We start from the raw sequence: 24,582 nt of genomic DNA, 5'->3' as shown, positions 1-24,582 counted from the left end.
TCGGGCTTCGTTGAACAGGCGGGCGAGCTGCTCATGATCAAGGGCGAGGTCCCCGCAGGGCCTCCTTGGGAGGGTGGAGCTCGCTCACCCAGCGACACCGGCCGACGCAACCGGGTCGCGGTCTCGGTGGTGACTCGCGGGGTCAGGCAGCGGCGCCTCCCCGACGAACGACGTCGCGAGCCATCGCGGGCCGGCGGCCAGCGGCGATCTCGGCGCTCCAGGGGGTGCGGCGCACGACGATGGCGTGCAGCCAGCGCAGCAAGGTCGCCGCGCAGGCGGCGCGGGCCTGCTGACCGGCCAGCCGGTTGTGCTCGCGGGTGGTCAAGTGCTCGTAGCGAGCGGCGAGCACCGGGTTGGCGTGCTGGGCACCCCACACCGCCCGCCACGCTGCACTGCGCAGCTCGCGGCGTCCGCGGCCCGAGAGCCGCGAGTGGCCGCGGTGCTCGCCACTGGAGTCCTCGCGGGGACACAGTCCGGCGTGCTTGACCAACGCGCGCGGGCTGGTGAACCGCGCCGGGTCACCGGTCTCGGCGAGCACCGCGGCCGCGCCGACCGCCGAGAGGCCGGGAATCGTGGCGACCAGCTCGGTCAGATCGAGCTGGTCGAGGACCGCCACCATGCGGGACTCGACGTCCTCGCGGGTCGCGCGCACCCGGCGCCAGTCCTCGACGACGAACCCGGCCCGCTCCAACGCGCCGTGGCGGTGCCCGACCAGCCCGACGGTGTCGCCCAGCGCGGCGAACACCGCGCCGACGATCCGCCCGCACGCCCGCGTCACGCCCCAGGAGGGCAACTCGCGGCACACCGCCGCCGTGAACCGGGCCAGACCCATCCGACGCACCGGAGCGAGGTCGCCGTCCCGGGCGCGACGCAGCACGACCGCGATCGAAGCGCACCACGACGCGGACTCCAACGGCCGCGTCGCGGCCTCCAGCACCGCCGGCCACACGCACTCGAGCAGGTCGCGCAGCTGCTGACCGCAGGCGGTGGACTCGGTCAGAAGCCGAGTGCGGTGGGCGCCGAGCTGACGCAGCCGCGACCACGTGTGGTCGCTGGTCTCGGGCTCGTAGCAGCGCAGCTGGGTGGTCAGCCGCGCGATCAGCATCGCGTCCTTCGGGTCGGACTTGTCCCAGGTCAGGTCCTCGCCCTCGCGGGCCCGCCAGACGAGCAGGCCCTGCACGCACACCATGTTCAGACCACGCTCGGCGGAGAGCTTCTCGAGCACCTGCCAGCGGTGCCCGGTCGCCTCGCACGCCACCGTGATCGAGGAGAACCCCGCCGCGCGGGCCTGCTCGAGCGCCCAATCCAGCAGCGGGCCCAGCTGCCAAGCCCGGTACACCACGCGGCGACGGGCCAGCACCCGCGAATCGTGATCGGTCAGCGCCGCCGCCTGCTTCCGGTCGGCCAGGTCGATGCCCAGCACCGCGTTCGACATTGGGACCAGAGCACGCAGTCGATCGAGGCGGCGGTTGCGGTTGCGGTCACCCCGTGAAAGGCCACTAGCGTTCGGCACGGACGTCCTCCTCGATGCGTGGGAAGCCAAGCCCGATCACCGCATCAGGGGGACGTCCCCCGCCTCGCCCGACGCGCCGTTCCGGCAGGTGGGCCACTTACTACCGGGAGAGCGGCCCGATCAAGCTGATGGGGCTAACCTTCCCTGGCCCGGCGGAGCCGGACTGAGAGCGCTCAATTAAGCAGGTCCTTCTAGGACTCAATGGAGACCGCGCCTCAGTCCGTCCATCGGTGAAGGCCTGACGCCCCGGAGGGTGTTGTCCCACGAGGACTGTCCATCAGCACGACGCCGCGCCTTCACGATTCCGTCGGCCAACACAGCGACGGAAGGGGCTTGAGTGCTGGCGGTCGGGATCGACTGGGCCGGAGAATTTCACGACATCGCTCTGGGAACGCCGGAGAAAGGAGTCGTCGAGCAGTTCCGCATCGACCACAAGCCCGCCGGCATCGCCGGGCTGGTGCAGCGCTGCCTGGCCCTCGAGCCTGACCCGGCCGAGGTGCGGGTGGTGCTCGAGACCCGCCACGGGCTGCTGGTCGAGGCCTTGGTCGACGCCGGGTTCACCGTGCTGCCGGTCAACCCCGACCTGGTGGCCCGCCGCCGTGGCCCGGCCCGGAAGAAGGACGACCCCGAGGACGCCCGCATCTGCTGTCGGCTCGCCCTCGACCCCTACCTCGATCTGCACGCCCTGGTCCCCCACGGCGAGGTCGCCGGCGAGCTCCGGGCGATCGCCCGCGACGACCAGCGCGCCTCCCGGGACCAGACTCGCCTGGTCAACCGGCTACGTGCTGACCTCGCGGCCACCTATCCAGCGGCGCTGGCCGTCGCCATCGACGAGCTGCGGGCACCCAACATCCTGCGCATGCTCGAACGCTGGCCCAGCCAGCCTGAACTGGCGAAAGCCACCCGCGTCGAGCTCATCGCGTTCGCCCGCGCCGGGCGCCACACCGGGCCGCAGCGCTTCGCCGACCGCGTCATCGAGGCCGTGGCCCGCCCGGCGCTGCCCGCCCGCGAGTACATGATCCGCGCCAAGGCCACCAGCATCCGCCTGGCCGCCCACCAACTGCTGGCCCTCCACGAGGCCCGCCGCAGCTGGGAGAAGCGCATGGGCGAGCTACTGCTCGGCGGGCGCCGCATCCGGGACCGGGCACCGGTGCATCCCGACCGTGCCGCGGCGTTCCCCGGCGGGGACATCTACCTCAGCTTCCCCGGCCTCGGGGACCGTCTCGCCGCACGCGTCGCCGGCGAGATCGGCGACCACCCCGACCAGTACGGCTCCCCCAACGCCCTGCAGTGCTACGCCGGCGCCGCCCCGGTCACCCGCCGCTCCGGGAAACGCGACTTCGTCGTCACCCGCCGCCTGGCCCACAACCGCTACCTCGGCGACGCCGTCCACCAATGGGCGTGGTGCAGCCTTCACTTCAGCAGCTGGGCCAGAGAGTTCTACCAATCGAAAGTCGCCGCCGGAAAATCCCATCATGCCGCACTCCGAGCCCTCGGGAACCGGTGGCTCGAAGTGCTCTGGCACTGCCTGGCCAGGAACGTGAAGTACGACGAGACCCTCCACCAAGCGAACCGCCAACGGCACCTATCAGCCGTCGCCTGAGCAGCCCGAAACAGCTCTAACAGAGATCTTCGCTGGTGGAGCTGGACAGAGGGTGTCTCGCCGGGGCACACCAGACCGCGCCGCGCAGCGGCGTCCGCTCGGGCCGAAGGCCCTCGGCCTGCGGCCTTGAGCGTGAAGACGGACCTGGGCGGGAAGGGCCACGGCCGCCCGCGCCGGTAGGCGGCTGTGTCGAAGTTCGTCGCCCGGCTACGCGGTCTCGGCGGCGAGGTCGTCGACCGAGAGGTCGCGTCGGACGCGCAGGAACCGCGTGGCGTGCCGCCAGCGGCCCTGCTCAAAGGCCGTGTCGGCCTCGATCTCGACGACGAGCTCGGGCACGACCTGCACGTAGTCGATCTCGTCGCCGGGGGTCTGCCCGAACCGGCTCGAAGGCAGCCGGGTCGGCCGTGGGTGGCCGAGCGGCGCGGGTCGCAGGAGGCGCGCGACCTGCGCCCACGCGGCAGGCGCGAGGGGCCGGTGCGTCCGGCGACGCGCAAACGCCCCTGCTGGTAGCGGCCGAGCACCAACCCACCGGGCTGCTCCATGCTGCCCAGGACCCCGCCGACGACGGCCTCGGTGGTGCGCCGTGCCTTGAGCTTCTGCCAGCCGCGGGCGCCGGGGCGGTAGCGCTGATCGCGCTTCTTCGCCACGACTCCCTCGATGCCCGGCGGCTGGTCTCGCAACCACGCTGTTGCCGCGGCGGGGTCGGTCGTCATCGGCGCCAGGCCCAGACCCGATCGCGGCTCGGCGAGCAGCGCCTCGAGGACCCGGCGCCGAGCGTCGTAGGACGCGGCCCGCAGGTCGCGCCCCTCGTGGTGCAGGACGTCGAACACCACCAGATGCGCGGGGGCCTGCCGGGCGAGCTCAGCGACGCGCCGGGCGCCGGCGTGCAGGCGGTGCTGGAGGGCGGCGAAGTCGACCCCGCCACCGGCGGGAACGACGAGCTCCCCGTCCAGGACGACGCCGCGCGGCAGCGCCCGAGCGGCCAAGACGATCTCGGGGAAGTACCGGTCAAGGGCCTTGCCGCGGCGCGAATCGAGCCGCACATCGCCGAACTCCGACACCGTCAGCAGCGCCCGGAACCCGTCGAACTTCGGCTCGTAGGCCCAGCCGCTCGTGGTCGGCAGCGCCTCGACTGACCGCGAGAGCATCACCGCGCCCTTCTCCTCCACCCGCGCAGTCTCACCTCGTGCCGCACTGCCCGCCTCCCGACCGGTGGGAGCGGCCACGAACAGGCGACTCCCCGCCCTCCGGCGCCACTGCAGTCCGCGGTGTCGGACCGTGCCCGTAGAACACCGCGCGAGGCGAGCCCGTCCACGCTCTAGTCCGCAGTGGAGCTGACGGGGTCCGGCCTGTGCCAGAGTTGTCGCGCCGTGCTCCCCCATGGCGGACTGCTGACGTCTGCTTGGAGGGAGAGCCAGCCATGGCGACTCGTCGCGACCTGCAGCGCCGCGCCCAGCGCGAGGCCGAGGCCACGCAGATGACCGAAGCGGCCGAACGTGTCCGCGTGCGCGGTCCCGGCGGCTACGCTGGCCTCGACCGGGCCTCCGCCGCTGCGCTGTCCGAGCTGCTCGAGATCCTGGCCGCGACCTGGCGCGACAAACCCCACGCTCCCCGTGTTTGGGAAGCGGGAGCCCGCGTCGCAGCCCGAGTCCTCGGGCCTGACCACGACCCCGCTCCACAGTTCCCCGGCCCCATGCCCGCGGGCTACGAGAACCCGCACCTACGGCGAGGGCTCGTCGACCCCTAACGTCTGCTAGGCGTGGCCTTCACGATCGGACGGCGAATCGTTGACCGCTCTGGGCCGTCGAGCGCTGTTGGCACTGGTAGGTCCCATGACTTCGCGGGCGACCTCGGTCGCCTGCTCCAGTCGAGAAGGGTCGTGCGTCCCCGACGGGCCGGCGAGCACGTCGGCCAGCGCCGCGAGCGCGTCGGCCTCGTCGTCTCGAGGGCTCCTGGTCGGCTCCTCGGAGTCGCCCTTGATCAGCCGTAGTGGCCGCTCTGGTGGCACGGCGCTCACGAGGCGGTGAGCAGGGTGGTGATGGTGCCGGTGTTGCGGCTGGCGACGTAGGCGCGGGTCCCGTCCGGGGCGAGGGCGATCATGGAAGCGCCTGGCGCGACGGGGACGGTGCCGGTGATCTGGTTGGTGCCAACATCGACGGTGCTGATGGTGCTGTTGGTGTTGTCGACGATGTAGCTACGGCGCCCGTCGGCCGCGAAGATCACCGACTGCGGCTTGCCGCCGACCGGGATGGTCGCCACGACCCGATTGGTGGCGGTGTCGATGGCGCCGACGGTGCCGCCGTCGAAGTTCACGACGTTGACCCGCCGCCCGTCAGGCGAGACGGCGACGTCGTGGGGTGAGGTGCCGGCGCCGACCGGGACGGCGCCGACGAAGGCGTTGGTCCTGGTGTCGAAGACGTCGACCTCGCCGCTGGCGTGGGCGGCGACGTAGGCGAAGGGCGAGTTCGGGCTCAACGCCACCGAGTGTGGGTTTTTCGGCATCGGTATTTGTGCGACCGGGGCGCCGGCGACGGCGTCGATGACCGAGACGACCGAGGCGTTGTGGTGGGGCACGTAGATGCGGGTGCCGTCGCGGGAGATGGCGAAGACGAACAGCCAGGTCTGGCCGTACTTGCGGTCAGCTGGCTGGCCGGTGGGGATCGTGGCCATGATGTGGCCTTGGTTGACGTCGTAGACCGCGACCATGAGCTGGTTGGCGGCCTCGTCGTTGTAGGTGACGTAGGCGTTGCCGTTGGCCGGGGAGACGGCCACGAACCGCGGGATGCCGGGGATCGGCGCCGAGCTGACCACGGTGTTCGAGGCGGTGTCGATGACGTGCAGCGCCGGGGCGGCGGGATCGCTGGTGGTCATAGGGCTTGCCGACCGTCGCGGCTGACCGCCACGGTCTCGGGCCGCCCTGGGACCTGCAGGACATTGGCGACTCGCGGGAGCGCAGTACTCACCGGCGGTGGGGCGGCAGGCTCGATGGCGGCGCCCGGGGTGGCGACGGATTGACCGCGGCCGAGAGTGAGGGCGATGGTCGCGATTCCGAGGAGCAGCACCACAGCAGTCACGACCGCGACGCCGGCGAACATGGCGCGTCGACGGCTGTAGGACACGGTGGGCCGGGCCATGAACTCGGCACCGGAGCGGCTGACCGGCTGCGGGACTCCCGGAACCTGGCCCGCATCGTCTGACCGAGCGAGCGCTTCGGCGGCGGGCACGTCAGCCGACCACCCATCACGTTTGCTGCATTGGCGAACTCGACAGCGGTACGCCAACGGTCCTCGGGCTTCTTCTCCATCGCCCGCGCAACGATCGCGTCAAGCTGCTTGCCAATCCACGGCGCCCGATCCGAGACCTTCGGCGGAGCCTCGTTGAGGTGCGCCATGATCAGAGCCGGCAGGTCCGGCTTCGGGAACGGCACCGAGCCGGTCAAACACCGGAACAGGACACATCCGAGGGAGTAGATGTCCGAGCGCCAGTCGGCCTCGCTGCGGAACTGCTCGGGCGGCATGTAGTCCGCGGAGCCCACGATCATCCCGGTGGTGAGCCCGGTGGAGTCGGTGCCGGTGGTGCGGGTGATCCCGAAGTCGGCGAGGTAGGCGAAGTCCTGGCCGTCCGGGCCCGTGGTCACCAGGATGTTCGAGGGCTTCACGTCACGATGCACCAGGCCCGCGTCATGGGCGGCGGTGAGCGCGCTGGCGACCTGGGTGACGATGCCCAGCGCCCGGTTCGCCGACAGCGGTCCCTGGCGGTTGAGCATCTGCTCGAGGTCCATACCGTCGACCAGGCGCATGTCGATGTAGAGCCGGCCGTCGAGCTCGCCCCACTGGTGGATGGGGATGACGTGCGGGTCGGACAGCCGCGCGGCCAGCTTGGCCTCACGCTGGAACCGCGCGCGGTACTCCTGGTCGTCGGCCCGCTCCGCGCTCAGACGCTTGAGCGCGACCTTGCGCATGGTCACGCGGTCGAGCGCTTCCCACACCTCGCCGGCGCCACCCCGGCCGATGAGGCGTTCGAGAAGGTAGCGGCCGAACTCCTCTGGTGCTTGAGTACGAACGTCCTCGCGCGTCTGCACCCTCGTCCGACCCCCGAACGTCCCGCACCACCGACCCGGGTCCGCCCGGGAGATGGAACATCATCTGCAGACGCGAACGGAAGCGACCAAGCGACGCTGTAACCTCTCCGTGACCTACGCGACGTTACAGTCGATCCCGTCACGTATCGCGGTTGTCGTCCGGTTTCCGGAGCCACAGTTTCAACCGTCGCTGACCGCGGGCATCAGCAAAGCAGGATGTTTTCGCGTGGCGCCCGCTTCAGCTTCAGAAGGCGCTGGTCGCCCACCGGGGCGACGAGGCCATCGAACAGGCCAGCCACATCCTCGCCGCGGCGATGCCCCAAAGGACGGGCTCGGAGTTCGCGGACCCGTTTCACGCGCCTAGCACGAGAGCTTCAAGTGGAGGCTAGTTGCGCGGGGCTGTGCTGTCTGTCAGGCGCGAGGAACCCTCGACCGGTCTTGTTCGTGCACGATGGGCATACTCTGCCGCCTACCGCTCATTGGAAAGCTCGGCGGCGCCCATGTCGGTTCATCCCCTGGCGTTCGTCTCCCCTGTAGTCGAGAAAGACCTCCCGGTCCTGTCGCCTCGAGCCGCTACACAGAGACGGTGCTGCCTGCGTGTGCCCCATGACTACACGAACGACCATCGCATAAAGCCTCGCCGAACCAGCTCCTCACGCCTGGCCGCCAAGGTCACGAATAGGTAAGTCTCCCGTGCTCGCGAGCGACGTTAACACCGCCTTGATGCCTGACCTTCCCACAGATTCACGGACGAGCCGAAAACCCGCACCATAAACCGGGTCTGGACTGGCTAGAAGGCGACTTAACAAGCTAGCCGCGAGCTGGGACTTCTGCCGCTTCAGCCAAGCGTAGGAGAAGAGTTCGCAAAGACCCTCCTCGACGATCGGCTTCGCATTCACGCTCCCAGCCTGCGCTAGCCACGCATGCCCAAACTCGTGACTTCTGGCATCAGGTCACTCCACGCCGACACCCGGCCAGACCACGACCGCAGTCCGGTAACTGCCATGGAGATAGGGCGCCGACGGGGGGAGCTGAGAACGATTTGGAGGTCGGAAAACGTTGGTGACTCTTCAAGCGACACGACGATCGGAGCGGGTGCTGCGCTTGTCCTTTCGATGTGCAAGGTGCGGCGGCGGGGTCGGAGCTCTGGTCGGAGTGGGAGATGGTCGGCCCGCTGGGGCATGCAGGCACGGATGTGCAGTCCGGTGATCATGGCGGGGCGCGACGGCGGCATCGACTGGACGCGGTTCTAACTCACCGCGGTCCCCGGGCCGTCCGGAGCCGGCGACTAGCTCGACGGGACCTGGACTCGCTCCGGAGAGCTCGTCCGCACGCGCCGCACTCGATCCGCGGCACATTCACCCCCGGAGATCCCGCCGCTCGACATCGCCCGCCTCGGCGCTCGACAACGGGAGGGGCCCTCCCGCGCAGCTCGACCACAGGGACACCTCCGCCGCCGTGCTCGTCGACCTCCGACACCCGCTCACGGGATCCCCTGATCAGAGAGCTGGTCGAAACGCAGGCCACTCGTGCTCTCTCCGGTGGCGGGCGCGGTCTCCCGACGAGTCCACGTGATGGTCCGGCCGTCGGAGCTCCTCGCCCGCCGCGCCCGTCGCCTCAAGCACATCCCGGTCCTGGAGAGGCGCTCGGCGTGCAGCTCCCATCCGGCGAAGAGGAGCTCGCCGCGCCCTGTGCCCCCGATCAGCCGCAGGACGGGTCGGTCATCACCCTGCGCATCCCGCGCGCTGCTGGTCATGGCCCGCCAGTTCGCCGGCACCTCGGACGCGAGCTCGTAGCGCACCACGGGAGGCTGTGGGGAGCCCAACGCCGGTGCGGCCGGCGGGGCTCCCCGGCGCAGCTCCTCGACCCGCTCTGCGCCGCGCCCGTCGACGCCGGGCACCCGGCGCTCGACCGCCCACGCGAGGTTGGCGGTCTCGTCCCGGGCGAGCAGGACGTCCTCGAGGGCCGCGCCGTCGATCGCGCCGACGGCGGAGGGCGCGACGAGCAGCACCTCCTCGGCGCGCTCGCGGTGACCGTCCTCGCTGGACACGAACAGCCGGAGGGGAGGGCGACCGGCCGCGACGTCGGCGGCGACCGACGACGGCACCGCGATGTCCTCGTCGAAGGTCGTGCGCACCGTCAGCCCGCGGACGCGGGTCACGGAGGCGACGTCGACTGTGACCGGGACGACGAAGAAGTCGTTGCCGTAGGCGACGGCGAACTCGGTGAAGAGGAGCCGGCCCAGCTCCTCGGGTGCGGCGGAGATCCGGTCGAGATTGACGTCGCCGGACTCCATCACCCAGAAGCGCGACGCGGGGAGCCCGGCGAGGGCCAGCCCGGTCGGCAACGTCGTGCTCGTCCTCGCCGCGGGAGCCGGTCCCGTGACCCCCAGGCTCGCGCCCGGGGCGACGTCGAACGACCACCAGTCCAGCTCGCCGCCGTCGTGGTCGCGCCCGACGAGGACCGTCTCACTCGTCCCCGGTGCGGCGATCGAGACCTCGTGGACGAGCCGCTCCGCCCGCCAACCCGCGGGCGGCGCCCCACCGAGGACCGGGCGGGCGACGTACCACCCGAGCCACGCCGTCGCCGCCTCGCCGGCCAGCGTGACCGCCGCCGGATCGGTGCGATCCAGCCCTGGCAGGGCCGTGGTCACGTCACCGGCGGCCTGCGCCGCGGCGATCGCGTCCGCGAGTGCGCGCCCGTCGGGGACGCTGCGGCGCAGCAGGTCCACGCGGCGGGCCGCCGCCGGATCGGCATCGGTGGGCGGTGCCGGGATCGCGTACGTCGCGACGAGCGCCTCGCGCAGCTCGTCGGCGAGTTGCCCGAGCAGGGCCAGCAGTCGCGAGCCCGTCACCGCGGCGTCGCGGGCGCTCCCGCGAACGCCCGGCGCGGCCCGGGGTTCCGCCTCGACGGTCGCCTCGAGGGGCACGGCCCGGTCGAGCGGAGCCCCGGAGGCGTCGGGCGGCCCGGGGTGGTGACGCTCCAGGGGCGCCGACTCGACGGTCAGGTCGACCCGCACCGGGGACCCGCGGTCGCGCGCGGTGAGCTCGGCGAGCTGCCACTGACGAGCGAGCAGCCACAGCGGATCGGCGACACGCGCGGCGAACCCGGGCATCGACGGGTCCTGCGGTATCGGCTCGATCCTCGTCCAGCTGGTCACCGACGGCACGGCGGTCACCTCACCTCGGGGAAGCGGGTCGACACGGTGTCGCCGCGCGGATCGTCGCCGCCGACGTTGCGCGCCAGGAGCGTCGCCGGCAGGAAGTGACCGGTCGCCGGACTGAGCATCCCGGGGTCGAGCGACCGGATCCGGGCCAGCTCGAGGGTGTCCAGCACGACGTGCTCGAGGTCGTCGTGCGTCCACGCCCGGCTCGGGTCCGGGGCGCAGGCGAGCAGGAGGGTCTGCGGGGCACGGGCGGTCGGCGCATCCAGTTGGAAGACCACGGCGGTGTCCTGCGTCGCGGCGGGCACCACCTCGACCCACTCGTCGACGAGGAGACCGGCGACGGTGCCGTCCGCAGGGTCGGGCCCGGGCGGGGTGGACGTGCCGGCGAGGACGAGCGCGACGACCCCGCTCCTCGCCTCCCGACCCGCCGGGGTGGGCGCTGCCGCCCACCAGTCGTCGTCGTGGACCGGGAACTGGGCGACCCGCAATCGGCACCCCGACCCCCCGACCGCGTCCCCGAGCAGACGCACGTCGGCGAGTCTCGAGGCGCCGTCGCGCACCTGGCCCGCCTCCTCCACCCAGTCCGCCACGGCCGGGTCGGGAGCATCACCGGCCGTCGCCCGCCGCGCGAGGGCCGCGGCCCACGCGTCGGGCGCGGGGAGCGCGACCGGCGGGACGACGGGTAACCCGCGGCCGAACACCGAGGTCAGGGCCACGACCGGGTCCGTCTGCGCCCGGGCCTCGGCCTCGCGCCGGCCCGCCTCGCCCGCCACGACAAGCGCCTGGCGAGCCAGCGCCCCGACGTCCTGCGCGGCACTCGCAGCGCCCCGCCCCCCAGGGCTGACGGGTGCGGCGCCGTCGATCCCGTAGGCCGCGAGCCCGACGAGCGCGTCCCGGACCGCGTCGAGGTCGGCGACGGCGGGGAGGCCGGTCGTGGCCAGCGCGGGCGCGAGGTCGAGGTGCGCGGGCAGGTCGAGCAGACCCGTAGCGGCGTCGAACGTGCCCGGGGGCGCCGCCGGGTACGCCGCGACGAGCGCGGCCCGGGTGAGCGCGGGGTCGTCGAACAGGAACGGCGCCCGCAGCACGCCGGACGCGGCGGCGAGGCCGTCGGTCGCCACGGCTGCGGCGACCTCGAGTTCGGCGAGGTCGTGCCCGGCGGCGAGGGGCAGCCCGCGTGCGCCGGCCAGGTCGCCGGCGGCCACGGGTCGGGACGCGGACACCAGGTCGCGCACCGCGCCGGCCACGGCGAGCACCTCGACGACGGTCCGGCCCCCGCCGTCCCCGAGGTCCGCGGGTGCCAGGTCGATGGTCAGCTCGCGCCCCGCCGTCCCGGCGGGCGCCACGGTCGCGGCGTGGCGGGCCAGCAGGCGTTCCAGCTCACCGCGGGCCGTGGTCAGGGCCGGGTCGCCGTGCTCGCCGGCCGCCGGGGCCCGGGCGAGGTCGAGCACGTCGAGCGGGCAGAACCCGACGTCGGCGAGGGTGACGAGCACGTCGGGGTCGTCCGGCGCCGGCGGTGCGGACACCCAGCGCGCCCGCCACACACAGCGGGCCGGGTCCCCGAGCAGGGTCGCGCACCACGCGTCCACGCGTGACGACGCCCGCGCCCGCGGCCGGGTCCCGGCCCCCGGCCACCGGGCCAGGGCGGCCACCGCGACCGGGTCGTCGGCGCCCGGCAGGGCCACCATGAGCCGGTGGGTCAGCCCGGTGCCCGCCCGGGGGGTCCGGACGACCTCGGGCTCGGCGGGCGGCACCTCGCCGCCGGCAAGCAGGTCGAGCGCGCCCCCACCCGCATCGGGTCGGCCGTGGACGGCCTGGTGCACGGACTCGGCGACCCCCAGGTCGCCGACGGCGTCGAGGGTGTCGCGCAGGTCCTCCAGCAGGCCCGCCACGTACTGCATGTCCTGGCTGCCCGCCGGCGGCAGCCCGATGTCCGCGCCCGCGGGGGTCGAGCCCCACGGGACCTCGGTGCGCAGCAGGGCGAGGCCGTCGACCACCACGGGCGCCGCCACGGCGTCGACCGCCGTGCCGGCCGGGACGGGCGTGGCCTTGCCGGCGGCGAGCGGGGCCACCTGCCGCAGTGCGGGCAGGTACTGGGCCAGACCCCGCTCCGGCTCGGCATGCAGGGCCGCCTCGAACCGCTCACCGAGCAGGGCGCCCAGCGGGTGGCCGGCCGCCACCCCGCGCGCCACCCGCAGCGCGGCGCGGATGCGGGCCGACGGCAGGTCGAGCGCGAGGCGATCGGCGATCCCCCCGGAGGTGTGGGTGAGGTGACCCGAGCGCAGGACCGCGACCGTGGCGGCCTGACCGACCGACGGGGCGTGCTGGTAGCCCTCCGTCGCCGGCCCGGGGTCCTTGACCAGGTCGGTCACGACACCGAAGCCGCCCAGGTGGACGCCCTCCGGGCGGTCCCGCCGCAGCTCGCGGAGGCGGTCGGTGGCGATCGCGGTCAGCCAGGCGTCGACGCGGTGACTCGCGACGTCGAGCGTCTCCCCCAGCGATCGGTCGAGCGGAGCGACGGGGCGCAGCGCCAGGCGGGTGCAGGCCCGGCGCAGCTCGGCGAGCTCCTCGATCCGCCGTCGGGCCGAGCCCTCGACGGATACCGGCTCGCCGGCCTCGAGCAGGGCGAGGAGGTGGGCCACGACCTCCGCGACCCGTCGACCCGGATAGTCGGGGTGCCCGTCCGGGAAGCGGTCCTGCAGGTGTCGCCACCCGGTGGGAGTCGGGATCGGCGTCCGCTCCTCCACCTCGGGCCGGAGGTCCTCCAGGTCGACCAGCTCCGGCTCGACCCACGGTGCCGCGGTCGCCGGGTGGGGCGGCAGCACGGCCAGCCCCGCGTCCACCCAGGCCTGGAGCGCGGAGTGCCGGGCCAGGTGGTCGAGCAACGGGGCATCGGCGGAGGGCGCAGCGACGTAGAGCCCGTCGGCGTCGAGGCCCGCCGCCAGCCGGAGCGCCTCCCGGGAGTCGGGGGCGTCGGTCCCGTCCCCCACCAGCGGCGAGGCGAACACGACGGCCTCGTCGAACGCCATCTGACCCAGCCGCGGGCGGCCCCGCGGGTCGAGTGCGTCGGGCGCCGTCCGGTCGAGCAGATCCCAGTCCCACAGCAACGGCGCCGCCCACGCCCACAGCCGCTGCGCATAGCGGTCCCGGACGAGCGGGACCTGCGCGGCGAGCCACATGTTCAACAGCAGCGGCATGCCGAGGGCGCCGCGCAGGCGCACCCGGTGCGACACGGCGTCGCTCGCGAAGACGTCGAGGAGGTCGTCGCGCGGGTCGCGCCCGCTGGGGTCGATGCGACCCAGGTACGGCGCGTAGGCCACCCCGCGGGCCCACTCGCGCCGCGCGCGCTCGGCCAGACCCACCAGCTCCGCCGGGGTGCCCAGGCCCGGCCGCGGATCGCGTCCGACGGGGGCGACGGCCAGTCCGACGCCGAGCACCGCCCCGGGGGTCCGGAGCGGTGCGCCGTCGGCGACCGCCTGCCAGCCCGTCACGGCGCCGGAGTGCTGCAGGTCCCGCCCGACCACCCGGACGATCTCGCCGCCGTCGATCACCGCCGCGACCACGAGGGCGCCACCGGACCCGTCGCCGTCGAGGTCGGCCACCGCGATGTCCGCCGCGTCGACCCGACCACCAGGTCCGGGCACGAGAGGTACCGAGCGGGCCCGCGACCAGGCCGTCACGGTGCCGTCGGGACGCAGGCCCCGGCCGACCCGGTAGACGATCTCGTCGCGCCACGGGGTGGCGCGGACGAACGCGACCACCAGGCTGAGGTAGCCCGCCGATCCCAGCTCGGCGACGGCGGCCCCCGCGAGGCGTGTCCCGGGCTCGCGGCCCGGCACCACCACCGCAGGCGACCAGGACGGGGGGCGGACGTCGGAGGCGACGTCCCGCCCGACCCGGACGACGGCGTCCGCGGCGCCCGCCCCCCGGACTTGGTCGGTGACCACCACCAGGACCGGCTCGTCGCCGAACCGCGCCGCCCCGAGCCCCACCCCCGGGCCGGTCGTGGTCCCCGGCTCCGACGGCACCGCCACGGGGCCGCGCCACCGCAGCGCCACGACGTCGCTCACCGGGCCGGCGCCGACGTGGACGAGTGCGGTGCCCGCACTCGTGGTCAGCACCGCGAGCTCGGGGGTCCCCTCACCGTCGGCGTCGTGGAGGGCGACCGCGGCTCCGGCGGCGTCGGCCGGGAGGGCGAGTGACACCGAGGTGGGGCCGGTCCACCGCCCGCTCGCCCCGGCGGTGTCGAGGTCCCACCCGACCGCGAACTCCGCGGCCGGCCCCTGGGGCCCCCACCCCGCCACGAGCGTCAGCGCGTCGGGGCGGTCGGGCCAGGCCCGCCACCGGTCGGCCGGGAGCACCGGCAGCACCCCGTAGGGCACCGCGCCCACCCGGAGGGCCGGTAGGGGGCCGCAGCCCCGCACCGTGTCGAGCACGAACCGGCGCCAGGTCCCGAGGTCGGCATCGGCGGTGAGCCCACCGAGCGGCGGGAGGAACTGGCGAAGGTGATAGCCCCAGGTCGCCGGCCACAGCAGAGTCGCCATGTCCCGTGCGTCGGCCTGGTCCGCGGCGTCGGCGTGCTCGAGGCGCGCCAGGACGAACCGGTCCTCGTCGGCCGCGTTCCGCGCGAGGCGCGGCGGGAGGCCGAGCATCGCCGCCAGCACGTCGGCGTCGGAGCCGTCGCCGGGCTCGCTGCGTCGACCGGCGGCGGGCGCCTCGGCCCAGAGCGCGCCGCTGCGCTCGCTCGACGGGTCGCCGGTCCGCGGTGTCCGCGCGGCCGGCGTGTTGTTGGTCGGCGTGCCCACCGGGACGAGGTCGAGGCCCGAGCCCGGGGTGGACTGGTGACCGTCGAGCAGGTCGCGCAGCAGTCCGGACGAGGCGTCGGCGTCGGCGGAGCCGAGCACCCCGACGGCGGTCACCACGTCCACCCGGTCGATCGGTCCGCCGGCGCCGGGACGCACCACGACGGCCATCCCGACGTCGATCGCCACCTGGAGATCGGTCATCCAGCGAGTCGCCTCGACGCCCGCCGTCGGGTCGGGCGGATCAGGCGGGTCAGGCGGATCGGGCAGCGGGTCCGGCGCCGGGCCCATCCGCAGCGGCCGGGCGATCAGCGCGCCCCACGCCTCGCCGACGACGACGTCGCCGAGGTGCGCCCGCACCAGCCAGCGGTCGGGCAGTGCGGCCGCCGTGGCTCGGTGCGGTTCGGCGTCCTCGGGGACGGCCGGGAGCGCCGGGAAGGTCGGGGGGTGCGCGGGGGTCGCCGGGAGATCGGTCGGGGTCAGCACCCGCAGGACCCAGGTGGCGCGGGCCGGCTCGACGGCGACCGCGAGGGCGTCCCAGAGCGCGAGGAGACGCTGCGCCCGCTCTCGGACGGCGTCGGGGTCCGCCGGGTCCGGCTCGCCGGCGCTCTCGAGGTCCCACCGTTGCCGCCAGTAGTGTCGTCCGAGCTCGGCCTCCGCCGCGGTGAGGACGGGGTCGTGGTCGTCGGTGTGGATCTCGTCAGGGAACATCCGGACCACCAGCTCGTCGCCGGGCTCGCCGTCGGTCCGGGCGCGGATCCGGGTCTCGAGCCGGACCGGCAGCAGCAGGCACGGTACGGCGGGGTCCAGCGCCCCGAACTCGTCGTCGCTGCTCACGTATCCTCCCTCGGCAGCAGCACCGCGGCGTGCACGGCCACGCGGTAGGGACGTTGCTCGACGACGCCGGCGATGTGGGCGGCCGTGGTGGCCGTGGAGAAGTGCAGTCCCCGGGGGTTGCCACCGGGCGGCACCACGATCGGGTCGGTGCCGCCGAGCGCGACGTGGCCCGACGCCGACACCGTGACGGTTTCCCAGGAGAGGTCGCCCCAGGTCCCGGTGGGGACCGTTGGCGCCGAGCCGTCGAGCCCGAAGCGGGCCTCGGTCGGCTGCTCCTGGAGCACGATGTAGTAGCCCGGCTCCACGTCGTCGCCGCGGGCCTGGTTCGGGCTGATGGCGAAGCCGCGGAACGTGACGTCGGCCCCGAGCGTCCCGCCGAACACCGCGTGCTCCTCCACCGGCGCGGCCGGCAGGGCGTGCACCCGCTCCCCGGCGGCCGTCGTGGTCCAGACGGCCTTCGTCGCGTAGATCGTGGCGCGCGGGTAGCGGTGCGGCAGCTCACCACGCAGGAGCAGCACCAGCTCGGAGGCCGGTCGCGGACCGGGCGGGAGCCCCGCCCGCTCGAGCGGCTCCTCCAGCGGCCAGTCCGGCAGCGGGCGGATGTCGTCCAGGTCGGCGCCCGTCAACGGGGGGACCGCGACCGAGCGGTCCCAGAACCGGCGGAAGCAGGTACCGCGCTGATCGGTCGGGTACCCACGCCAGAGCAGCTCGCGCGCCATCTCGTGGTTGAGCCCGGCGAGGAAGGCCGCGCTGAACCACGGGTTGGTGCCGACGAGGCTGACGCTGTCGACGGGGATCTCACCGATCCCGGGCAGCAGCAGGTCCGGGGCGTGGTCGCGCACCCACCGATACATCGGGGTCGGGAACTCCGGCGCGACCAGCACCGGCTCGAGCGGGTCGCGCGGTACCCAGGTCGACGGCACCCGCACACGCGAGCGGACCTTCGTGGTGACGGTTCGCTCGGGGTCCAGGCCGTCGCGGACCGCCCACACCTGCTCGTCCGGGAGCAGGGCCGGCGGCGGGCCGGGGCCGTCGCAGGGCGCGAACCACGCCGACAGCTCCGCGACCGGTCCCAGTGTCGCCCGCGGCCCCGGTCGTTCCAGCCACCATCCGGGACCGAGGCCGCACAGCCGGGGCAGCTCGTCCTCCGACCCCAGCGGTTCGATCGTGATCGTGCCGGGCGGGAGGCGCGGCGGCTGCCCGACGAGGGCGGCCCCGGGGCGTCCGTCGCGCTCGTCGGCCCGCAGGACGAGGTCGGTGGCGCTGACCCCGGCGCGCCGCCCGAGGGGCCCGCGGACACGGAGCACGCGACGCGCCGCCGCGGTGAACAGGGCCTCGGGGACGCGGCTGGTGGCGATGTGCTCGGCGACGGTCCGGACGCCGTCGATCCCCAGTAGACGGTGCCGTGCGGGCCCGGCCAGCACCAGCGCCTCGGCGGCGTCGCGCGACGAGCCGTTCAGCGGGACGACGCGCCGGTGCAGCACACGGGTGGCCTCGCGGGCGAGCTGGCCGTGGCGCAGCAGCCGGTTGAGGCGCGCGACCTCCCCGACCTGCGCCCACGCGGAGGCCATCAGCTGCTCCTGGCGCTCCTGCACCGCCCGCGTGCCCAGCGCGGCCACCGCCCGGGCAGCGGGGTGCAGCGTGAGCTGGTCGAACCACTTCGTGCCGGTCGGCGTCGGCGCCACGCGCTGTCCCGCGTGCCACCGGCCGTACGCCGGCAACGGCAGCGGGAGGTCGGCCGGGATCGCGACCGGCCCGGGGATCTCCAGCAGGGACGCGAGGCTCTCGAGCACCTCGGGCTCGACGTCCGGGGGCAGGTCGTCACCGGTACCGAGCGCGCCGGGGACGTGGATCGTGCCCGCGTCGGGCACGCCGGCGGGCTGGTCGGTGACGGTGACCGGCAGCCCGGCGAGGTCGTCGGCCGCCAGCGGGTGCGGGCGAAGTCGCGCGGCCAGCTCCTCGAAGTCGCCCACCGGGCCGGTCGCGAACTCCCAGGAGAACAGGACGGGCAGCTCCACCGCGGTCGTGGTCGGCCCCCACGCCGGACGCAGCTCGCCGGCGTCGACGGGCTGCCCGAGGCCCGCCGCCACCCCCTGCGCGAAGGCCGGCACCACGGCCGCGACGTAGGCGGTGTCACCCGCCAAGCGCCGGGGGCACAGCAGCCGGCTCAGGGTCCGCGCCGGGTCCGGGCCGGTCAGGATCGTCGGCGTCGCCTCGGTCCCGGTGACCTGGAGGTGGGCCCACGCCCACGACTGGGCGAGGTCCGGGAGCTGGCTCCGCGCGTCGTCGAGCGCCAGGACCGGCAGCGGCCGGCCGTCGTGCGCCGGTCCGCGCGCCGCGGCCCGGGGCACCACCACGAGCACGAGCCAGGGTCGGAGCTGGTCGGCGGCGTCGGCCGTGGCCGGCGTGAACGCCCAGGGCAGCTCAGGGGCGTCGAACTCGATCAGCGGGAAGAGGTTCGGCTCGAAGTCGGTGGTGTGCTCGACCGGGTCGGTGCGGATCACCTGCCGGGGATCGAGACCGATGACCTCTCCGGGCCCGTACAGGCGCGCGGTGACCGTGGCCGTGTGCAGCGCGTTCACGGTGGCCTCGACGGGGAGCTCCGCCCGGGCGGGCAGGGCGGGGCCGTCGGCGCGGGTGACGAGCGCCGCCGCACCGGTGCGCCACCACGGCAGGAAGCGGCGGGTCACGGGCGGACCGCCTCGTGCAGGGCCACGACCTGTTGCCCACGCCCGAGCCCGGACTCCTCGGCCTCGCGCACCGAGGCGAACTCCGCCGCACCGGGCGCAGCGGCGAGGTCGGCCTTCCCGACCACCACGTAGCGCGGTTCGACCACGCCGGTCCCCCGCGACGGCCCGGCGTACGCCGCGTCCCCGGTGGTGCGCGTCGGGGCCGCCGCTGCCGCGCCGGAGGCCACCAGCGCGTCCAGCACGTCGGCCGGCACCCGGTACCGCCGTTCCCGGGTCAGGTGGCCCGTGGTCGGGTTGACCACGGCGGTCTCGTACTCGTCGCCCGCGTCGACCGCCGCCGGGACGCGCCCGGCGGCGGTCGGTAGCGCGATCTGCGACCGGCCGTGGACCAGTCGCGGGAACGCCTCGCCGGCGATCTTCTGGTCCTCCGGCAGATCGAAGAACTGTCCGGCCGGGAAGGGCTCCCGGACGTCGGTACCGGCGGTCGGGGCCCCGGCCACGGTGACGGTGAGCCCGAGGAGCCGGTCCCGCTCGCGCACCGGACCACCGGCGTACCGGTCGATCCGCACGCCCAGCGGCACCACGCGCTGGCGGACCTCCAGGGTGCCCTGCGGGTGCACCAGCAGCAGGTCGGTGTCGTCGACCTCCCGCAGGACGACCGGCTCGGGGGTCCCGCGGACGACCTGCGCCGACCAGTTGCCCGGGGCGCGCAGGGCGGCGACGAGGTCGGCGACCGGGTCGGCGAAGGGCAGGGTCGGCGGGGGCGGCTCGTCGCCGATGGTCACCGCGAACGCGATGCGCCGGGTCGCCCACATGAACTCGAACGACGCATGTCCAGCAGCACGCCACGGCTGGGGCCCCGAGAGCGTCAGCGACAGCTCGGCACTGAACACCGGCTTGCCGTTGCGGCGGATGCTCGTCCCGCCCGCGAGGTCGACGACGAACGAGAAGCGGGGTTCGAGCAGCACCAGCGCGTCGAACGACAGGAAGGCGCTCGCCGACCACCGGCCGATGAGCTTGCCGAGGTCCTTCGCGGCGTAGACGTCGAGACGCGCACCGGCCTGGATGCTGGTCGCGGTCACCGCGAAGTAGGCCTCGACCCGGATGCGGGGGTTGTCCGACGTCGCCAGGGCGATGGCGACACGCCGCAGCGGCGGGAAGCCGGGCGGTGTGAGGGCCCGCGGGTGGAAGCCTCCGCACGAGAGGGCGAACGCCGGGGCCGCGCCGAAGCCGACCCGGAGCGCGAAGTCGCCGGTCACGGCGAACGCCGCGATCCGCGAATCGTGCAGGCTCGCGTCGACGCTGATCTCCCGCGCCCCGAGGTCGAGGACACCGACCACGTCGATGTGCAGCTCGACGACCGCGGCGTCGGGTGCGGGCAGGGTGATCGATGCCCGCCCGAGCAGGGCGATGCGCACCGGGGCGGGGACCTCGAGCACGACGCCCAGCTCGGCGCGCACGAGCGTGGGCGTGCCCCATCCGAGAACGGCCATCAGCCCGATCAGGAAGCGCCCCTCGGCGACCGGGAACATGGCCTCGAGGTCGCGCACGATCCGCGGGGCGTCGGCCACCGGGTCACGCGGGAAGAGCACGCCGTCGAGGGCGCCGGTGCGTGCGGCGTCCCGCAGCGCGGCCACGTTCATCCCGCGGTTGGTCCCCAGCAAGCCGCCGAGGCCGTTGAGGGTGAAGCCGAAGCCGATGTTCAGCGGGGGAAAGGCGGCGGTGAGGATGACCAGCAGCGAGAAGCCGGGGCGGCCGTCGGGCATCCGTGTGGCCACGAGCCCGATCGCCGTCACGGCGAGCGTGTCGACGATCTCGACGTGCAGCACCCCGGCGTAGCGGCCGGCGGCGTGGTCGGCCCGGACGTACCCGCCACCGCGGACGGCCCCGGCGTCGAGATCGAGCAGGGCCCCGAGTGGTGGCTGGAACGCCGGGACCAGCTCCCCCGGACCGGCGTTGCCACCCGCCGACGGGAAGCCGAGGCCGAAGCGGGCACCGATCTCCTCGACGCTCGCGACCAGCGGGCCGAGGTGCGCGCGGGCGGTGACCCCGACGTGGAGGTCGACCACCGGTGCGCTCGGAGTCGACGGGGTGGCGACGGCCACGCGCAGGTCCAGCGTCTCGACGTCGAGCACGCCGAGGAAGCTGACGTGCACGGGGAGGTGCACGTCCAGCGCGGCGGACCCGCGGACGAACAGCCCGCGGCGGTTCGACCAGCCGATCGCCAGGTCGGCGTCGACCGTCACGCCGCCGCCGGGTAGGAGCCGGGCGACGAACCCGTCGCCGTCACCGGCGGCGATCGCGAGGCGGGCGGCCCCGAACTCCGCGAGCACGGTGATCTCGCCGGGGGCGCCGGCGGCGAGGAGCACCTCGACGGCGAGCGTCACCGACCCGACCTCCAGCCGCGTACCGCTCTCCCCCCCGAGCCGCAGCACGTCGGCCGACGCGCCACGCCCCACCCGCACCCCGCCGGTGATCTGCGCGCCGTCGTCGGAGACGTACACCCCCTCGGGGGACAGCGCCACCGAGGCGGTGGAGGCGGCGATGCTGCTCTTCACCACCCACCCGGCGGCCTCCACCTCCCCGGACAACCGGCCGACGGGCATCACGACCACGCCGAGGTCGCCGGCGTCGGCCGGCGAGACCGTCACCACGAGGCCGGAGCGCGGGTCGTCGGGGCTCGCGCCAGGGGCCGGCGGCAGGGCGAGCAGGGCGGTCGCCGAGGCCAGCAGCGCCCCGGCGGCCCCGAGCGTGGTCTCGTCGTTGCGCTGTGGGTCGACGACGAGCACGGCGCCGCCGATGGTGCCCAGCAGCGCGTCGAGGGCGGGGTACAGGCTCGCCGCGAGCGCCCGCGCCGTCGGCGGCTCGGTGGGGACGTAGAGCGCGCGCAGCGCCGCGACGGGGTCGCGCAGGAGGGGCCCGACCGCGGCGAGGTCGACGACCTCGGTGGCCTGCGGGAAGCGCACGACCCGGGCGGTGTCGGGCGCCGTGGCGTAGCGGGCCCGCTCCTCGGCCCGGCGCGTGCGCACCAGCCCGAGGACGCGCAGCACGACGAGCACGATCGGCGCACGCTGCCCGAGGTAGCGCAGCACGAGCACGTCCAGGGCGTCCCGGACGAGGCGCTCGGTGTCGAGCGGCGGCGTCAGCACCGGGAACCCCGTGGCCAGCCCGGCCAGGGCCGCGATCGCCTCCGGCACCCGAGCGGTCGCCGCGAGCAACGGCTGGAGATCGGCCAGGTCCTCCGGGGGCACGGGCACCGCGGCCAGCGCCTCGACGGTGGCCGTGACCGCCGCGCCGACCTCCTCGAGCTGGGCGACGGGCAGGGCCACGAGCCCGGTGAGGTCGAGGCCGAGCTCGGCGAAGAACGCCTCCCGCGCCGACTCGTCCCGCGTCGCCTCGGCCAGCGGTTCGAGCAGGACGCGCAGCTCGGCGAGCAGGACCTCGCCCACGTTGCGGTTCACGGCAGCGGCGCCGGGGGTGCGGGCGTCGTCGGGTCGAGCGAGACCGCGAACGTCGTCGCGGCGACGGGCTGGGCGTCGTCGCGGGCGCGCCACCACGTGCGTTGCACGACCTGGACCGGGTCTCCCTGCGCGTCGACCTCGAAGCGGAGCTCGCCGATGTTGTTGCGTCCCACGATGTCCCGGCCGGCGGCGCCCCGCGTCTGGTCCTGGCAGTCGATCTGGAACCGGCGGATCTCGGCGACCCGCGGGCGCGGGCCCACCGGCAGCGCGTTCACGTGGGGCCGGGCGGGATCGGGCCCCTTCGTGCCGGGACGGAAGACGACCTCGTACCGCCAGTCCGGCTGCGAGCCGAACTGGGTGCCCGCTGGCAGCTTCTCGGGATCGAGGACGGCCGGCGTCCGGTCCCAGCCGGGGGCCCGTCGCAACGGGCCGAGCACCTTCTGGTCGAACTGCAACGACGTCGTCCGGGGGGTGGGCCAACCCGCCCGGCGGAAGTCCTCCGCGAACTCCAACCAGAGCATGCCGCCGAAACCGCTCTGGTGGAGCCTGTCGGTGTCCAGCTGGGCCTCGAGGGGGTCGATGGTGTCGACGGGCCACCGCACCGTCGTCTGGTTCTTGCACGAGCTGGCGTTCATCTGCACCAGGGCGGCGGCGAGCGGCTCGGGGGGTTCGGGACGTCCGTACGGGCGGCGCGCCCAGTACGTCATCCGCGCGGCGAAGCTGTAGTGCACGTCGCCGGCGAGGACCACGACACGGCGCCGCCGGTCGGCCAGCGCCCCGAGGAGGCGCTCGAAGGCGTCGGTGTTCAGGCTCCACGCCTCGACGTCGCTGTCCCAGACGCCTTCTCCGTGCTTGGCGGCCTGCTTCTCCTCGATGAACGGGAGGCCGATGAACGGGGTCTGGGTGACGACCAGGCTCAGGCGCCGGCCGTCGTCGTCGGGGGCGTCGACGATCTGGCCGGTGATCGCGGCGGGACTCATCAGCCCGGGCGCCGCGAGGTCGGGCCGCACCGGGTAGGTCCGGGCGGTACGCCCGTCGAGCACGAGCACCTCGTACTGCCCGTCCCGGGGAGCGACCCGGTAGTGCCAGGTCAGCGCCCCCGCCGGTCGCGTGAGCTCGGTCGACCCGGCGGCCAGCGTGGCCGGCAGCCCCACCCGCGCGCCGATCGCCCGGGAGTCGACGTCGTCCGCCCCGCGCCAGCTCCCCGCCGCGGCGAGCAGCGCGCGCCCCGGTTCCCCCGCCGGTCCTTGCGGCGCGAACCGCTCCGGCGTGCTGCCCCACGCCTGGAACAGGGCGAAGGCGAGCAGACCGTTCTGCAGGATCCGGCGTCCCAGGGGGTGCTCGAGCACGCCGCACGGCGGGTCGGCAGCCGTCCGCGGGCCCACCCAGCGACGGTTCATGAACCAGTCGTCGGTCACCTCGTGGTCGTCGCAGATCATGTAGACCGGAACGTTGGCCAGCGCGCGCCGGACCAGCTCCACCGTGTCCCGGAACGCCGTGAGCCGGACGTCCTCGGTGGCCAGCGTCGAATCGTCGGTCGGTGAGCCCAGGACGAGGGGGTCGGGCGCCGGGAGTGCCTCGGGCCACAAGGTCGGCGACCACGCGAACAGGTACATCATCGCGAACTCGCCGAACGCCATCAGATGGCTCTTCGCGTGCTCCGGGTCCGGAACGGCGGACGTGAGACCAGCATCGAGGGTGAGCGCGGCCCGCGCGCCCGGTTCGAGCGCCGAGGGGGTCGTCCCGGGGAGCGTCTCCGGCCACGACAGCAGGGCGGTCGCGGCGTCCCGGAGCACGTACAGCAGCTGATCGGCCACGTCGTCGGCGTAGATCTGATCGCCGGTGAGGAAGAGCTGGTGTGGGCGGGCGCCGGCCGGGTCGGCGCCGGACGTGGCGCCCTCGATGATGTCGTGCAGGGCCGTGAGGGCGTCGACCCCCTCGCCGTGCGGCTTCCGGCAGCTGGCGTGGACGAGGCGGACCTGCTCGAGCGCGGTCGGCGGGAGCGAGAAGCCGGGCAGGCCAGCGCCCGCGTACGCGAGCGGCTGCGTGGTGGCCTCCCGCTGGAGCACACCGGCGACGCCGAGGGTCTGTCCCGCGCCGAGGTCGACGTCGTAGGTGTAGGAGACGCCCGGAGTCAACGTGCCGGGGTCGCCCGAGGCCGTGACGACCACGACGTGGAGGCGTTCTCCCAGCGCCACCGTGGCGCGCGCGCCACTGAGGACCGCGGCACGCCCCGCACCGCTGCCCTCGAACACCGTGAGGGTGACCGTCGAGGCCGCTCGGCAGGCGAGGAAGACGTTGACCTCCTCGTCGGAGACGTGCCGCAGGATCGGGCCGGCGAGGATCGAGGGGACCTCGCCGGCATCAAGCCGCTGCGCTAGCGGGACGAACGCCACCAGGTCCCCCCACCGTCGAGCGTGGCGCGTGACCAC

11 protein-coding genes and 2 pseudogenes are annotated in these 24,582 nt (G+C 74.4%); 2 read left to right on the top strand and 11 right to left on the bottom strand.

Translation table 11 applies throughout. From position 1 onward, the window contains the following. Positions 1-142: 142 nt before the first annotated feature. Entirely contained in the window at positions 143-1,435 is a 1,293-nt protein-coding gene (locus tag ACFPK1_RS27545) for an IS110 family RNA-guided transposase (protein ID WP_378024150.1), read from the bottom strand. 415 nt (positions 1,436-1,850) lie between these two features. Between ACFPK1_RS27545 and ACFPK1_RS27540 the strand changes: the two genes are divergently transcribed. Then, positions 1,851-3,116, top strand: a complete 1,266-nt coding sequence (locus ACFPK1_RS27540; RefSeq protein ID WP_378024149.1) for an IS110 family RNA-guided transposase — start codon at positions 1,851-1,853, stop codon at positions 3,114-3,116. A gap of 207 nt (positions 3,117-3,323) precedes the next feature. Here ACFPK1_RS27540 and ACFPK1_RS27535 read toward each other — a convergent pair whose 3' ends face one another. Then, complete coding sequence (locus ACFPK1_RS27535; RefSeq protein ID WP_378024236.1) at positions 3,324-3,461, bottom strand: hypothetical protein; 138 nt, start codon at positions 3,459-3,461, stop codon at positions 3,324-3,326. Positions 3,462-3,763: 302 nt separating this feature from the next. Beyond that, positions 3,764-4,264 (bottom strand): annotated as a pseudogene (locus ACFPK1_RS27530) (ATP-dependent DNA ligase); the annotation flags it as partial. 272 nt (positions 4,265-4,536) lie between these two features. On the opposite strand from ACFPK1_RS27530, the gene ACFPK1_RS27525 reads away from it, so the two are divergent. After that, entirely contained in the window at positions 4,537-4,863 is a 327-nt protein-coding gene (locus ACFPK1_RS27525) for a hypothetical protein (protein ID WP_378024148.1), read from the top strand. A 266-nt stretch (positions 4,864-5,129) separates the two neighbouring features. Here the strand turns inward: ACFPK1_RS27525 and ACFPK1_RS27520 are convergent, their stop codons facing one another. The 8 genes and pseudogenes from ACFPK1_RS27520 to ACFPK1_RS27485 all read right to left on the bottom strand — a co-directional run bounded on the left by ACFPK1_RS27520 (position 5,130) and on the right by ACFPK1_RS27485 (position 24,546). Then, complete coding sequence (locus ACFPK1_RS27520; RefSeq protein ID WP_378024147.1) at positions 5,130-5,987, bottom strand: beta-propeller fold lactonase family protein; 858 nt, start codon at positions 5,985-5,987, stop codon at positions 5,130-5,132. 199 nt (positions 5,988-6,186) lie between these two features. Further along, positions 6,187-7,197 (bottom strand): serine/threonine-protein kinase, encoded by a 1,011-nt coding sequence (locus ACFPK1_RS27515; protein ID WP_378024146.1) that lies wholly within the window; start codon positions 7,195-7,197, stop codon positions 6,187-6,189. Between the two features lie 653 nt (positions 7,198-7,850). Then, positions 7,851-8,126, bottom strand: a pseudogene (locus tag ACFPK1_RS27510) (protein DA1); the annotation flags it as partial. A 554-nt stretch (positions 8,127-8,680) separates the two neighbouring features. Further along, positions 8,681-10,375 carry a hypothetical protein gene (locus ACFPK1_RS27505; protein ID WP_378024145.1) on the bottom strand — a complete coding sequence of 565 codons (1,695 nt, stop codon included), beginning with the start codon at positions 10,373-10,375 and terminating at the stop codon, positions 8,681-8,683. Then, positions 10,372-15,999, bottom strand: a complete 5,628-nt coding sequence (locus ACFPK1_RS27500; protein ID WP_378024144.1) for a hypothetical protein — start codon at positions 15,997-15,999, stop codon at positions 10,372-10,374. The genes ACFPK1_RS27505 and ACFPK1_RS27500 overlap by 4 nt, the downstream gene beginning before the upstream one ends. Next, positions 15,996-18,689, bottom strand: a complete 2,694-nt coding sequence (locus ACFPK1_RS27495) for a hypothetical protein (RefSeq protein WP_378024143.1) — start codon at positions 18,687-18,689, stop codon at positions 15,996-15,998. The genes ACFPK1_RS27500 and ACFPK1_RS27495 overlap by 4 nt, the downstream gene beginning before the upstream one ends. Beyond that, positions 18,686-22,150, bottom strand: coding sequence for a DUF6603 domain-containing protein (locus ACFPK1_RS27490; protein ID WP_378024142.1), 3,465 nt, complete (start codon positions 22,148-22,150; stop codon positions 18,686-18,688). Before ACFPK1_RS27490 ends, ACFPK1_RS27495 begins: the two co-directional genes overlap by 4 nt. Next, positions 22,147-24,546, bottom strand: a complete 2,400-nt coding sequence (locus tag ACFPK1_RS27485; RefSeq protein WP_378024141.1) for a hypothetical protein — start codon at positions 24,544-24,546, stop codon at positions 22,147-22,149. The genes ACFPK1_RS27490 and ACFPK1_RS27485 overlap by 4 nt, the downstream gene beginning before the upstream one ends. Between the last annotated feature and the right edge of the window lie 36 nt (positions 24,547-24,582).

Source organism: Actinomycetospora rhizophila (assembly GCF_042657905.1).
GTDB lineage: Bacteria > Actinomycetota > Actinomycetes > Mycobacteriales > Pseudonocardiaceae > Actinomycetospora > Actinomycetospora rhizophila.
This window is presented reverse-complemented; position numbering and strand designations above follow the sequence as displayed.